This window comes from Nitrospira tepida, from assembly GCF_947241125.1.
Classification (GTDB): Bacteria; Nitrospirota; Nitrospiria; order Nitrospirales; family Nitrospiraceae; genus Nitrospira_G; species Nitrospira_G tepida.
In genome coordinates, this window is sequence record NZ_OX365700.1 from 1529817 (window position 1) to 1543750 (window position 13934).

At 61.9% G+C, this 13934-nt stretch carries 13 protein-coding genes; 3 read left to right on the forward strand and 10 right to left on the reverse strand.

The features are described 5' to 3' along the window. Window positions 1-19: 19 nt before the first annotated feature. From QWI75_RS07190 to QWI75_RS07205, 4 genes are all read right to left on the reverse strand, one after another. On the reverse strand, window positions 20-451 hold the full coding sequence (locus QWI75_RS07190; protein ID WP_289268020.1) for a DUF3015 family protein: 432 nt from the start codon (window positions 449-451) through the stop codon (window positions 20-22). Window positions 452-577: 126 nt separating this feature from the next. Further along, window positions 578-859: a hypothetical protein gene (locus tag QWI75_RS07195; RefSeq protein WP_289268021.1), complete on the reverse strand. Its 282-nt coding sequence runs from the start codon at window positions 857-859 to the stop codon at window positions 578-580. Window positions 860-1072: 213 nt separating this feature from the next. Next, window positions 1073-2419, reverse strand: coding sequence for a DUF2330 domain-containing protein (locus QWI75_RS07200; protein WP_289268022.1), 1347 nt, complete (start codon window positions 2417-2419; stop codon window positions 1073-1075). Beyond that, entirely contained in the window at window positions 2416-3321 is a 906-nt protein-coding gene (locus QWI75_RS07205; RefSeq protein WP_289268023.1) for an RnfABCDGE type electron transport complex subunit D, read from the reverse strand. The genes QWI75_RS07200 and QWI75_RS07205 overlap by 4 nt, the downstream gene beginning before the upstream one ends. A 1291-nt stretch (window positions 3322-4612) precedes the next feature. Here QWI75_RS07205 and QWI75_RS07210 point away from each other — a divergent pair. The 3 genes from QWI75_RS07210 to QWI75_RS07220 are packed head-to-tail and all read left to right on the forward strand — an operon-like array spanning window position 4613 to window position 5774. Next, a complete protein-coding gene (locus tag QWI75_RS07210; RefSeq protein ID WP_289268024.1) occupies window positions 4613-4948 on the forward strand; it encodes a YnfA family protein in 336 nt (111 codons plus the stop codon). Between the two features lie 24 nt (window positions 4949-4972). Then, window positions 4973-5359, forward strand: coding sequence for an ankyrin repeat domain-containing protein (locus tag QWI75_RS07215; protein WP_289268025.1), 387 nt, complete (start codon window positions 4973-4975; stop codon window positions 5357-5359). Between the two features lie 16 nt (window positions 5360-5375). Then, window positions 5376-5774: a hypothetical protein gene (locus QWI75_RS07220; RefSeq protein WP_289268026.1), complete on the forward strand. Its 399-nt coding sequence runs from the start codon at window positions 5376-5378 to the stop codon at window positions 5772-5774. A gap of 64 nt (window positions 5775-5838) precedes the next feature. Here the strand turns inward: QWI75_RS07220 and QWI75_RS07225 are convergent, their stop codons facing one another. The 6 genes from QWI75_RS07225 to QWI75_RS07250 form a co-directional block, all read right to left on the reverse strand. Further along, on the reverse strand, window positions 5839-6654 hold the full coding sequence (locus QWI75_RS07225) for a hypothetical protein (RefSeq protein WP_289268027.1): 816 nt from the start codon (window positions 6652-6654) through the stop codon (window positions 5839-5841). A 198-nt stretch (window positions 6655-6852) separates the two neighbouring features. After that, the gene (locus QWI75_RS07230; RefSeq protein ID WP_289268028.1) at window positions 6853-8256 is read right to left on the reverse strand and encodes a hypothetical protein; all 1404 of its coding nucleotides are present in this window, start codon (window positions 8254-8256) and stop codon (window positions 6853-6855) included. A gap of 69 nt (window positions 8257-8325) precedes the next feature. After that, window positions 8326-8823 carry an RNA polymerase sigma factor gene (locus tag QWI75_RS07235; protein ID WP_289268029.1) on the reverse strand — a complete coding sequence of 166 codons (498 nt, stop codon included), beginning with the start codon at window positions 8821-8823 and terminating at the stop codon, window positions 8326-8328. Window positions 8824-8865: 42 nt separating this feature from the next. After that, entirely contained in the window at window positions 8866-9837 is a 972-nt protein-coding gene (locus QWI75_RS07240) for an amidohydrolase family protein (protein WP_289268030.1), read from the reverse strand. Between the two features lie 91 nt (window positions 9838-9928). Continuing rightward, entirely contained in the window at window positions 9929-13354 is a 3426-nt protein-coding gene (locus tag QWI75_RS07245) for an acyl-[ACP]--phospholipid O-acyltransferase (protein ID WP_289268031.1), read from the reverse strand. A gap of 31 nt (window positions 13355-13385) precedes the next feature. Next, window positions 13386-13889, reverse strand: coding sequence for a hypothetical protein (locus tag QWI75_RS07250; protein ID WP_289268032.1), 504 nt, complete (start codon window positions 13887-13889; stop codon window positions 13386-13388). Window positions 13890-13934: the final 45 nt, after the last annotated feature.

Here is a 13934-nt window from a genome sequence, read left to right on the forward strand (position 1 = left end):
ATCCTAGCGCGCGGGATGATTAACGGACCGATGTCCGGTTGCTCTGTAACAGGGACCGCGCCGACGAGATCAGCAGGGGCAGGATCCCCTGCTCGGGCGTTGTGTCGGATGCGAGCTGCTCGAATTGCGTCCGGGCATGGGCCCGAAATCGCAGTTGGTGCTCGGCCGGCACACTCAGCAAGGTCCCGGCCGATGTCAGATACTCGCCCTCGCCCCGTGCCAGATCCTGTTCAAGGTGATCCCGATTGATGGCCATGAACGCCTCGGCCTTGATGTCGTCGCGTACGAGGCCGTCCTCCGTCAACCATGAGCGGCCGCTGGTGGAGGAGAGAAAGTTCGAGACGGTGTCGCTCGTCGAATCGAGGGTGGCCTTGGTGGTACAGCCGGGCAGCAGCGTCATCAGTCCGAGTAAGAGGCCGAACGTGCGATACGGACGAGTTCGTCGTGTCATGGGAACCCCCTGAAAAGGTGATGGGCTATGATGCCTTGGACCGTTGACACAAGCAAGAATTCTCAATGGATTGGGGCATGGCCAGGCCGGTGGTGGTCGCGAGGCAGGTGTGTCGCGGGGGATTCGCTACCGACCGGAGCGCTTACTGCGCGGAGTCGGTTCGACCTGGCCGGGGATATAGATCAACCTGGCCGGGAACCCGTCGGGACTGGTCAGCAACAGATACACGAGGGAATCCGCTTCCTCCCGGCGTATTGTATTTTGGGCGCCGGCCCAGCGGCGGAAGACGTGATCCTGTATGTCCACGCGGGTGGGAGACCCGTCTTGAAGGACCACATCCCCGATGTCGATCTGGTTGGGGACGGTCGGCCTTGATTCCGAGTCGGGCTGCTGCTCGTCATCCGCCATGGTGGCTAGCTCCCTCGGTCGTGATGGTCAGAGTCGGTGCTGTCGCCGGTACCTATTGGTATACCGCAAGTCCGGTCATCCGTCTCTTGAATTGGGAAGAATGGGCGAGCGATTACGCTGTGGTTGGGAGGGGTCAGGCGCTGGAGGGGATCATGTCTTACGCCGGGGGTCGCGGTGGCGGCCCCCGGCCACCTCAGAACCTCCTATCCCCCATTAATTCTTCCAGAGCCGTTCGTACCAAGGCCGGTTCTGGTCCGGGGCCGGACCTTCCAACTTCATCTCGCGTCGGATCGCCCCGAGATCCCACCCGGTGAGCGTGGCCAAGGTCAGGGCCTCACGCTCGTACCGTTGCCGCACGTGCTCCCGATAGGCCTTGGCCGCCGGACAATCGTCCGAGCCCTCCCAGGCATGGCGGAGGATGTAGCGAGCCTGGAAGTTTGATCGGTCGGCGGTTTCCTGAAACGACAGGTCCTCGGGAAAGTGCGCGGCGTTGTATCGCACATGCAGTCTGGTCACGTAGGCATCCTGTCCCGCCCCCATCGGCATCGATGGAGACCGGCGGTCCTCCAACCAGAAGACGCCCAATTCCCGGAGTTCGTCTGCCGAAAGCGGATTGCTTGCGCAGGGATCGCACCAGGCCATGTCCCAGGCATATTCCAGAAAGACGCCCCGTTGCTGCTCCCGTTTCACCTGCTGGGCAAACAAGTCCCGGTAGAACTCGCCGAACCGGTCCTTGACATAAAGCGGAATCTCTTGCGCCTCCGGAAGCTTGACCGTGCGGTAGTTGGTCGTTTCGACCCGCCCGCGCCTCGTGATGGCGTAGAGGAACAGCTCCTGCGGGCCGTCGGCGTTGACGGTCCCCAGCCGGATCGGCAACATGAATTTGGGCGATTCAAAGGCGATCTGGAGCGGCCGCAACGAGGCGTACCCCAGTTTGCTGTACTCCGCGAGGTTCACCTTGGCGACGAAGAACTTCAGGTTCTGTTTCAGATAACTCTGGAGGACGGCCGAGGCGCCGCTCGGGATGCGGTAGCCGCTCTCCTTGAGCCAGGTCTCCAATCCCGCGCTCTCCTTGGCGGACAGGATCAGGATGTCATATTCGCCGACCCTGTACTGGGCCTCGACTGTGACGCCCAAGGCGCGGTCTCGCTCCCGGCTTGCCGGCGAAGCCGGCGCCAGCTCTTTCATCGCGTCCAGGCTCCGGCGTTCCATCAGCTCGTACTGGGTGCAGGGATTTGGATCGTAATACTCGACCAGACGCGGGGCCGTATAGTCGGCCAAATGCTTGAGCAGCGCGGGGTTGCCCACGTGGATCTGTTCGCGCGTGAGGATCGTTGGAACCGGGACCACCATCGCAAATTCCTTGACCGGCCCGCGGAAATCGTTGGCCATCGTGATCACGGTCTTGTCGTCGTGCCGGACCAGCACGACCTCCGAGGCCTTGTTGAAGAGCTTGCTGTCGGCCTTCGCCACGTAAAACCCGCAGAAGGCGGAGGCTGCATGGTTCCAGAGCAGCAGGGTTGCGGCGAAAATCATGGTCAACAGGAACTGGCGGATCATAGGAACCCCCTTGGTTGTGACATGGACGGTGACAATCGAACAGGCACAGAAGTAAACCCGGTGGAGTGCGGCCGGTCTGGCGAAGGGTTGGGCCAGTCGTACCGTCGGCCAGGGAAAACCCGATCAAGCAGGGGAATAAGAAACGAACAGACGATCAAGGCCCAGAGCGGGCCGTTGGGACGGTACAAGCCGAACTGGATGAAGAGGGCGCCCAGCGCGACAAAGCAGGCGAAGGCGAGCCGGCCGGTCCGGGAGTCCGGGGTCGTTTTCGGGTCGGAGATCATGAAAAAGGCAAAGATGAGTAGGCTCCCGCTCTCCAGTTGATGCAGCGGGATCGAAAGCGGATCGCCGAGCCAGAGCGCGCGCGCAACGAGCAGCCCGACGTACCAGGCCAGGAAGGCCAGTGTCACGTCGGCACGGGCCGCGCGGGTCACGACGAGACCGCCCAGGCAGGCGATCAAAAAGCCGAACCAAGCGACCTGGCCCCACTGGCCTGGCGAGACCCAGCCGAGCCCGCTGGCAAGCAGGACCACCAGTGCCAGATTCGTCGGATTGAAGAGGTGCTTGCCGTTCCAGCGGATAACGAACTTGCTCGCGATCGCGATGAACGAGGCCAGCGCGGCTGTGGCCGGCTCGTTGGTTCGGAGCAGCAGGCAGAGGGACAGGGCTGAGATCAACGGGCTGTGGGGATCGAACGAGGGCAGGTTGAAGAGCCTTGTCCCGGCATATTGGGTCAGGAGTGCGATTCCAAGCGTGACGACGATCTGGAGCAGCGTGACATCGAAATCCAGCCGGAAGAGGCCGTACAGGAGGAGCGTACCGAGGCTCGCAATCTGGTAGAGGCGGGGATCGAAGGAGGAAAAGCGGGCCTTGAGCCCTGTGGTCAGAGGATCGGAGTCCATCGGCCACCTCGTGGGTTGCGTCAGGCAGTGCCCGGCTCGGGTCTCGCCAGGCTAGCGCGTCCTGCACACTATATGGAGCGAGGGACGAAATCCTTTCAGAGAGTGGAAGGACACCCCTGCTTTTCCTGTGTTCCCGGAGGCCGAGGGAGAGGATCTGAGAGGCGGCGGGTATGGTCTCTGTGCTCGCAGAGGCCGCAGGAAGAGGGGGTGGAAGGGTGGCCTGTTGATCTCCCGTGCTCGCGCAACGCGCGGCCTCAGAAGGGGCCGGGGGACCCGTTGCTCTCTCGATTGCAATGGGTCGTGACGCGCGCAGTCAGAGACCAATCAGGCCACCCTTCCAGTGAGGTGAGCAAGGTGGGACGGAATATTCCAACGGTCGCTCGACGGCCACAGCGGGACCACCACGAGCGCCCTTCCATGTTTAGGACAAGAAGCGAGTTAAGTCGGCGATTGTTGCTCGGGTCGGAGGAAGGAGGCCATCAGCGAATAAGATCGCTGGACTGTTTCGGTGACATCATGACTGGGATCGCTGCTTGACAGAGATTGCTTAAGTGCTGATAGTGTCGGCAACTTGGGCTTGAATGGGATTGGAAGTTCCTGGTAAGTGACCACCTCGATCAGAGTCTTGGTTTCTGCTCTTTACAATCTACCTGCAGGAGGCGATATGGCAAAAGGAGCCTGGTGCCCACACTGTAGCAAGTTAACTTTTCATGACAAAGGCAGTTTAAGTGTCTGTAGTTCATGCCAAGCCGTGGGGTGGTCCTGGCAGAAGGCTGTGCGCCATATGGGAAAGGGCAAAGGGAACAAATGCCCTAACTGCGGCAATCAGACTCTTCACCGAGTAGGTGAGGCTACGTCTCCAAAGGGAAAGTATGTTCACGGCATTCGGCGGTGTGGCGTGTGTGATTACAGCCTTATTGAACCCGCACAATAAAAGGTACAAAGCAGGTGGGCTTTCTATGCTCGGCAGAATAACTTCTTAAGACGTCAACGTGAACCCAATCTGGACATCTTTCATGGGGTTGTTAGGTGTGATTGCTGGTGCCTTACTTACGAAGTGATCAGACGAAGCAGAAGGATCGAAACCTTCTCGCCAAAGATTTTTGAAAATCGCCTTGAGAAATATGAGGGGCTGATGGCACTGATGCAAGCGGGTTATGAGATCGCAGTAGATACCCACGCCCGGAAGGGCGTGGGTATCTACTTTTGTATTCTGCTTGGCGATGACTAACGAAAGAATGGAATCGAATCTGCATGCCCGTGAATTCGGAATTCTAACCTGACGGTTGCAATGGTCTTCGAACTAAAGACTTATGTTCTTTTCGTAGCCACTGCCGTCGCCGAGATCGTCGGCTGTTACTTGCCCTATCTATGGCTGAAGAAAGAGGGCTCGGTTTGGCTGCTGGCGCCGGCTGCGGCGAGTCTCGCGCTGTTTGCCTGGCTCCTGACGCTGCATCCCACCGCTGCGGGGCGCGTGTATGCAGCCTACGGCGGCGTCTATGTCTCGGTGGCGATCTTCTGGTTATGGACCGTGGATGGCGTACGTCCGTCGGTCTGGGATTGGGTGGGAGTCCTGGTGTGTCTTTCCGGCATGGCCATCATTATGTTCGCTCCTCGCGCTGCCTAATTCCTACATCCAGAACCCCTTCCAATGGACCTGTTCTGGGAAGATGCCATCAAACGCGGCGATGTCGAGGTCGTGCGGGATCTTCTGCTCCGTGGAATCGACGTCGATGCCAAGGATCGCTACGGTCAGACCGGTCTGATGCTGGCCGCGCACGCCGGTCATCGGCAACTTGTCGAGACGCTCGTTGCCCACCGGGCCAATCTGAACGTCACGGCCAAGTATGGACTCAGCGCCCTGATGCTCTCGATCATGGCCGGACAAGAAGACATCGCGCGACTGTTGGCGAAGGCCGGAGCCGACCTTTCTCTGCGGGGTACCGGCGCCCCTGGATTTGCCAATCAGACCGCCGCCGATCTTGCGGCGGCTCGCGGCCTGCGGGAGCTTGCCGTGGAGTTGAAGCCCAAACCATAAGTGCCGGCCGATCCCAATGAAACGTTGTCTCACGGTCTTGGCCATCTTGTCGGCTCTGCTGGCTTCGGGCTGCTCCGAGCAGTCGGCCCCGCCGGAGCCTCAGGCGCAACCAGCCACCGAAGGCCCGGCCGGCTTCGTCAACACCGTCTGGAGCGTCAGCGAGTCGTCAGGCGTGGCGCCGGGGACGCTCTATGTGTTCCTGTCTGACGGCAGCTTGGTGATCACGTCCTCCAACAGCAAGCCGGCACTCGGGAAATGGAGATACGAAGGCGGCGTCCTGACGATGATCGAAACGGGCCTCCCCTACCAGGCAGATATTGTGACGCTCACTCGGGACGAGTTCACGATCAAAAGTCACAACCCCGGCGCGCCGGTCACGATGACATTCGCTCCAGCCGAGCGGCCTTCCCGCTGAAACAACAGCTTCCAATGAAGCCGGCTCTTCCTTCCAGTTGCGTTGCGGCAATCGGCAGGGCCTGCTAGCCGTGCAGGAGCTTTCGGCATTCCAGCAGGAGATAGACCGGCCTGGTGTGCTTGCCCTTCTTGTCTGGAACGTGGCCGATGGCGGCGCCCGTCACCACCATGCCGGGCGGGCATTGCCAGTGGTGGATGCCGATCAACCCGCCTAACCCGAACGCATCGGGCACCTTCTCGCTGAAACGAATATCGGCCGGGTCTCGCCCTTTGAGTCCGCCCTCGAGAATATCTTCGGCGGCGGCATGCTCCATGGCCACCTGCAGCAGGCTTTCTCGCAATTGGAGTTGGTTATACACTTCCAGGATCCCGAACGACAGTCGGCCCGTCGGCACAGTGCTCTCGAAGAGCTTGCCCTCCTTTTCGTAATTGAACAGGAAGGGTCCTTTCTCCCATCTGTCGCCGACCGTGCCGTCCGGTTGAAGCTCCCGGCAGGAAAACCGGAACGACTCCCACGTGCGGTTGTTGACTTCCTTGATGAACAGCCCCTGCAGCACCCCGTTCGAAAAGATGTCGAGACAGGAGACAAACTTACTCTCGACCACCTTGTCCTTCGCGTAATCCAGGTCGTTGCACGCGACCCAGACGGAACCGACCAGGCCGGGAAACGGCAGGTTCTTCGGGATGCAGCCCGCCACCACATAGGTCCGAAAGTCATTCGACGTGTATTGGGGATTTGTCGAATCGAGCGGCGTGGATGCGATCAAGTAGCCGCTGCCAGGGCGGACGGCAGCGGTGCCGGCCCAAGCAACTGCTGGAAGTGCCACCGGGAGAGCGGCAAGCGCGATGAGTCTGATGGAACGGAATAGTAGAGATGTCATCTTGCGCCTCTCTTGTTGTTGTGTAGCTGGCCGTCTGAATGAAGTACACCGTCCAGGTGCAAACGAGAGGCCGACATGGAAGTCGTTGAAATGCCAACTTTTGAAACGCTGGATGCGTGGTGGTCGTATCCAGGAAGATACGGGCTTGTATCTCTTCGGGTCGATGCCTGCCTGCCACGAATGACTGTCGGAAACACATTATCGAACGTTCAGAGGGATCTCGATCGAAAGGTCAGATGCAGAGGAAAGATCCTGGCTCACGGCATAGACGGCCTGTTCCTGCGGGCCGCCCGGTCCGCCCGGCGAAACGGACTCCACGAGGAGATCGGAGGAAGTTCGACCTGATGCGGTGCGCTTCTGCTGGTCGCCTGAATCGAACGGCGTTCGGGACAGCCGCACGGTTAACGTGGCCGGCATTATTCCCTCGACGGCGGAGGGAAGCGGCACCTCGATGCGGTTGCGGGCGGTAACGGGCGCGAACGGCTGCGCGGTCTGTTCAGCCGGAAAGAGAACCCGCGGCTCCTCCGAGCCGATGGTCGCGAGGACTTGCAGGTAGCCGTCCTGATTGGCTTCCAGTGTCAGGCGAGCGCGACCACCGCTGTTTGCCGCCATGACTGCATCCACCTCCCGGTTACGTCCGTCGCTTCCGGTGACGACGAAGCTGTAACGCAATCCAAGAAGGTGAACTGGCTTCGTGGCTGGTGCGGCTACCGCCCCAGCGTCCGCCTGCTGTTTCGGTTCCAGCGCCGGCCTGTCAGCGAGAGACTGGGTCTCGGTTGCTGACCGCCGCTGTTCCTTGGCCGGGGCCCGCCGCGCTCCTCGCATCGGCGCTACGGCATAGAAGCGCGCGCGCGCGCCGACTTCCTCAGCAAGAAGCAGAGCAGGTGGCTCTTCGGCGGTCTGCGGCATCGGTCGAGGAATCGGTGCCGCTGGAGCCAGGGAATGTGTGTGCTCATCCGCGGCAACCGGAGGCCCCTGCTGTTCAACGGGCTTGCCGGATTGCATGCCGGCCGGTTCGGTTCGCTTTGGAATTCCCTGGCGAACGGCCGCTTTGTCTTGCACGGATGCAGGAGGCGCGACGGGCTTCTCCGCTGCCGCTTTCTTGTTGCTTCTCGCATCCCGTTTGGCCATCCCCGCCATTGGCGCCGATTCCACCCTTTCCTGAGGCTCTTGATCCGGCTCGGAGAGAGGAGATCGGGGTGGAGGTGCCGGAGTCGAGCGGACCGCCGGCTCCGGCGTCTCGGATGGAACCGATTGAGCTGCCTCGCGCAGGCTGTCCTGGTAGATTTTGGTGCCAAGGACGACGGCGAGGGCGGCAGCCGCGAGCCCGCCGCCCCAGGCCAGGCCAGCCGGCCTCCGCAGCCACTCCAGCCAGGACGAGCCGCCACCCACGGCGCCTGCTTGGCTCTGCTCGAGGGCTTGCAGCAACCTGCGGCGCACGGCCGGATCAGCCAGCAGCTCTTTCAGCGCCTGCTCGTCCGCCAGCGCGTTGAACAACTGTTGGTCGCGGAGGGCGGCGGTAAACAGTCGTTGCCGCTCCTCCGGCGTGAGCGTATCGGCGGCGAATCCGCCGAGCAATTTCTCCAGATCCGATTCAGCCATATCAAATCAACGCGTCAATCGTGAAACGCCTCTCGTGAATCGCCCAGCACTCAGCACTCAGCACATCTCTCACTCCCATCCGCCTCCCATCAACTCCAAGAGCTGCTTCCGGCAGCGATGGTCCCAGGTATAGATCGTGTTGATGGAGGCCTGTCCCATCAACTGCTGGATCTCCGGAAAGGTCTTGCCCTCCAACTTCCATTGAAACAGCTCCCGGCAGCGTTCGCCCAGTTGGGCTATGGCCTTGACCAGGCGCTCCACCTGCTGTTTCCGCTCAAGCTCGCGGGCCGGATCGTTGCCCGGATCGGCAAGCGGCAGGTCATCGAGGGCCGTCTGATGAGCTTCTCCGCGCCGCGCCGATTTGCGAGCGGCATCCGCCATCTTGTACCTCAGGATCTGAAAGGCCAACGGAACCAACTCCGTCACGGCCGTGACCTGGGGATACTTCTCGTGAAGCACCACCAGCACCTCCTGCGCGAGGTCCTCGGCCAGATCCCTCGCTATTCGTGATGTCGCGAAGGCGACGATCCGTTCACGCAGGGATGTCAGGATCTGATCACGGTCCATCTGGTCTCAAGTCGTAACGGCTCAGCCGGTCCGCTGGAGCCGTCAACGGGGAACACTCAGGATGTCGCCGAGCGAGCCGAATCGCAGCCCTAATTCGTGGCAGACAAGATACTGCCGGTCGAACCGATTCTTGGTGGCGAAGAGCCGGCGCAATGTTCCGACCCCGACACGACCCCAGGCGGCGAGGTGCAGGACCGAGAGCGGGTAGTCGGTGCCGAATAACAGCCGGTCGTGCAGTTCCGGGTGGCGGCGGAGGTGCAGGAGCATTTTCATGCGGTTGGGCAAAGTCAGCGCGGAGATGTCGGCATAGAAGTTCGGATAGCCGGCGGCCAATTCCTGAAAAGTCGGCAGAAACTTTTCATAGAGCATGAGACCGTAACTGCAAGCATGCGCGGCGATGACGGTGACGCCTTCATCCAGGGGCACTCGCAGCCGCGCCGGATCGCCGACCGACTGATCCTTGCCGATCAGGCTGAACTCATAGCCCACGTGGCTTAGCAGCGGTAGCCTGCGTTCAGCCAGCGCCCGGTAGAACGGCCTGTATCGCGGATTGGCCGGATCGAACTGTTGGGCGTTCGGCAGGACCTTGACCAGCACGGCCCCGGCCCCGGCGCAGCGATGGACTTCCTCGACCGCATCCTGCCGCTGAGGGTTGATGGAGACGCCGGGGAGGAACAGGTCCGGGTGCTGCCGCGCGATGTCGAGCACGTAGCGGTTGCTGATCAGAAACTCCGTGTGCGTCTGGTCGAGTTGGCCGAAGGAGCCGTAGACCCCGTCCATAGCCAGCAGCACGGCCTGCTTGACGAATTGCGAAGCCTGTAGTTCCCTCCGGAGGTCCTCGACATATTTTTGGTTGGCTTCCTGAGGCCGGGCCAGCGGCAGGTCATGCTTCCAGAGCAGAAAACGAAAGAGGGGGCTCGCCAGCATCCGCTTGGAGATGAAGCAGCCGTTGTCACCGGCCGGCAGGGCCGCGAGGTGCACGTGGCAGTCGATCAGTGATCGGCCGGTTGTCATGGGACTGCTATCATGCGTCAACCGTCCAGACGTCAACCGACATTTGTGAACAACAGGGTCGCCGGCTCTCAAAACGTCGCAGCACTCAGCACTAATTCCCCCCTCGCAGCCGCTCCGTGGCCATGCGCTTCAATTCACGCAGGTCCAGCTTGCCCGTCCCCAGAATGGGAAGCTTCTCCACTTTGACGAAGGCGTCCCTGCGGGGGATGAACAAATTGCAGAGCCCGCTCTCGGCCAGCTTCTCCAGCAGCAACGGGATCTGCTTGTCATCCAGCGTGTGCAGCACCGCGAGCTGCTCGCCCTTCTTCTCGTCCGGCACCCCGGTGACGGCGAAGGTCATCGTCTCGGAACCGGCCGCTTCATGCAGCGCGTCTTCGACGCGGCCGTGGGGGACCATTTCGCCTCCGATCTTGGAGAAGCGGGAGAGGCGGTCCGTGATGAACAAAAACCCGTCCTCGTCCACATAGGCGATGTCTCCGGTGACATACCAGCCGTCGCGCATGACGGAAGCGGTCAGGTCCGGTTTCCCGAGATAGCCGCTCATCACGTTCGGGCCCTTCACCAGCAACATGCCCGGCGTCCCGGCCGGGAGCGGCTCGTACGAGTCAGGATCCACGATGCGGAGGGAGACCCCGGGCAGGGGATGGCCGACGGAGCCGCGGCGCGAGGCCGGTTGAAAAAATCCGGCGGCGCGAAAATCCGGACAGTTGACGGAGACAACCGGCGCACATTCCGTGGTGCCGTAGCCTTCCAACGGCCTGATCCCAAACCGGTCCTCAAAGGATTGCGCCAATCGGTCCGTGAGTTTTTCGGCGCCGGTCAAGACCACGCGCAACGACCCGAACTGTTCGGGCGTGCAGCGGCGCAGGTACAACTGCAAGAAGGTCGGCGTGGCCACGAAAATGGTCAGCCGGTACCGGTGGGTGACCTCTCCGACCCCGACGACGTCAAGCGGCGACGGGTGGTAGGCCACCATGTTGCCGTTGATCGTGGAGAGCCAGAGGACAAGTAAATAGCCGAAGGAATGGAAGAACGGGAGAATGCCGAGCAACCGGTCACGGGCGTCCAGGTGAAAGACCTGCAAGGCGGCCTCGATATTCGCGTCGATGCTGAAGTGGGACAGCATGACGCCCTTGGGTTCGCCGGTGCTGCCCGAGCTGAAGATGATCGTGACGATATCGTCCATCGTCGTGGGCTTGGTGGCGCCGCAGGCCCGTTCAAGCCAACGCAGCGGGGCGAACAGGCCGAGGACCATCGCGAGGAGCCGTTGCGGCGCGCCGATGCCGTTGGCCAGGTCGTCCAACCACAGCATGGTGACGTTGGATGGGAGATCCAGCTTGGCCTTCTCGACGAACTGGCGGCTGGTGACGACCGTCCTCAGCGAGGCCTGTTGAATCGCGGATTCCAGCCCGCCGCGGCCGACCGTGTAATTCAGATTGACGGTCGGATGGCCAGCAACCGTGGCGGCGATGTTCACCAGCGCGCCGGCCACGCTGGGCGGCAGCATGATCCCGACCGTCTGTTGGTCTTTCCAATGGGGCCGCAACAGACGGGCCAACGCGACCGTGCCGGTGAGCGCCTCCCAACAGCGCACGGAGGGTTTCGTGGCATCGGCCATGGCCAAGCGAAACGGATGGCGGCGCATCGAGCGGATCGCCGCCCGGTGCAGCGGGATGCGGTCCTGCTTGCGAAGGTGCCAGGCGGCCTCGCCAAGCTCCTGTACCGCGCGCCGCACCTCCGGGACCGGCGCATCGGAGGGCAGCGGCGTCCCGAACGAGATCGTGATCGGAAACGGAATGCGCGACGGCCACTTGGTCAGAAATCGGCCGCCGACGAAGCTGAAGATGCTGCCCCAAATCCGGTCGAGATGGACCGGGATGATCGGCACGGAACGACCCTTCACGATCCGCTCGAAGCCGCGGCGGAACGGCAACAGCCCGCCGGTCCTCGTGATCTGGCCTTCCGGGAAGATGCAGACCAGTTCGCCGCGGTCGAGCGCTTTGCCTGCATCACCTAGCGCGCGCAAGATGACGCGGGGTCCGCTGCCGGAAGCGATAGGAATCGCCCCCAAGGCCCGCGCGATCGGCCTGGCCAGTGGATGAGCGGTATATCGGGCGTCCATCACGAATCTGATCGGCCGGTCCAGGCTTGCCATCAACAGCAAGCCATCAATGAAGGAGACGTGATTCGGCACGAGCAATGCCCCACCTTCTCGCGGCACAGCATTTCGTCCGATCACGGTGACCCGATATAGAAGTCGGGGGAGCAACGCAATTGTGAATCGAATGAGACTGTCCGGCATGAGCCAGAAGACCACGCCAGTCCCGGCCAGAGCGATGCCCGCGCAGGCAAGAAGGATATCACTGGCCGAGAGCCCCATTTGGGCGAGGAGCCCGGCGCCCAACGACCCGGCCAGGACGCCACCGAACATAAAGGTATTGCCTAGCGCGATCACGGCGCCGCGCCGATCCGCCGGGGTTCGCCATTGAATGAGCGCATTGATCGGCACATTGATGAAGCCGCTCGAGATGCCGAGCACAGCCATCACGACAAGCGCGCCGGTCAGACTCGGCGGCATCAGGCCCAGCGCCAGCAGCCCTGCAACCATGCCGATGGAGCCAGGCGGAATGAGGCCGATCTCGATTTTTGAAGCGGACAGGCGGCCAGCCAGGACCGAGCCGATGCCGATGCCGATGGCCAGGATCGCGAGAGGCAGTCCCGAGAGCGCATCGGACAGCGCCAGCCGGCTCTTGGCATAAATGAGCATGTCCTGGCTGAAAAGACTGGCGATGGTCCAGAAGAGGATATTGATGCCGATGGCAAGTCGCAGCAAACGATCGGCGCGTATTGCCTCCCTGGCGACAGCCAGCGTTGCCCACAGACCGCCTTCCAATCTCGCTGGCGGCACACGTGGGACGGTCCAAGCAGCAACAAGCCCGATAGCAGCGAACACCGTGAGTACGAGGCCGGCCAGCCATGGGGCCTGATGAGAGTATTCCAGCAAGATCCCACCGGAAGTCGTGCCGGCGATAATGGCGAAGAAGGTCCACATCTTCAGCAATCCGTTTCCGATAGATAGCTTTTCGTAGGGGAGTAACTCGGGGAGAATGCCGTACTTGGCCGGGCTGAACAGCGCGCTGTGCACGCCCATTCCCGCCAACACGACCAGGAGCAGCCATCCGCCAAGCGGATTGACCCAGAGCGCCAACGTACCGGCCGCCATGAGCGCCACTTCGGCTACCTTCATGAAGACGAGGACGGTTCGCTTGCTCACTCGGTCCGCCAACACCCCGGCAACGATGGAAAAGAGCATGAGCGGGAGAGTGAAGACGACAAAGGCGAGGGTCGCCTGTGTCTGCGACTCCGCTTCAAAGGCGGGTCCCGTTGGGCCGACGGCTGCCGTGACCTGCCGAATCGCGAGCAAGGCCACCAGCAACTTCCAGGCGTTGTCGTTGAACGCCCCGAAGAATTGGGCGATCAGAAGACCACGGAGGGGATGTGAAGGGGAGGCTTGCATGCTCTGACGGGCCGCACCGCCAGATTCAACGCTATTTCGACGACAAGATCAAGAGCGGCACCCAGACCGGCGCCGTGATGATGCCGACCGCCAGCACGGCGATCGTCGGATACACGATGACGGCGGCGGGGACTTCCCAGAACCGATTGGCGCAGGAGTGGCGCTTCTCGCTGGTCCAGGAATCGGACAGCGGAGCAAACAAGGGTGTGCAGGTCCCGCTTTCCGGCTCGATGTCATAGGCGCGCAGGTCCCAGTCGCCGCCGACTTTCTTGGCCTTGCCGAGGTTCGTGACTTTGCCGGTCGGACAGAGCACCCGCACCACGTCTTCGCGCGGGAGCCCCCGGGCCAATTCCGGTTCCGCGCAGGTGACGTCAAGGACGGTGCCGTCCTGCTCGATGCGGAGAATCTTGCCGGACTTGGTCTCGTAGTAGCGCGCGCCCTGGTCTTCGTAAAAGTAGGCGCGGGGTGGAAGGTCCGTGGAGCAGCCGGTGAGCAACGTAAGGAAAGCCATGACGACACGGGCGGCAAGATTCACCGAAAGAGCCTCCTTAACGAGGTTGATCGACCGGCCACGAGGGCA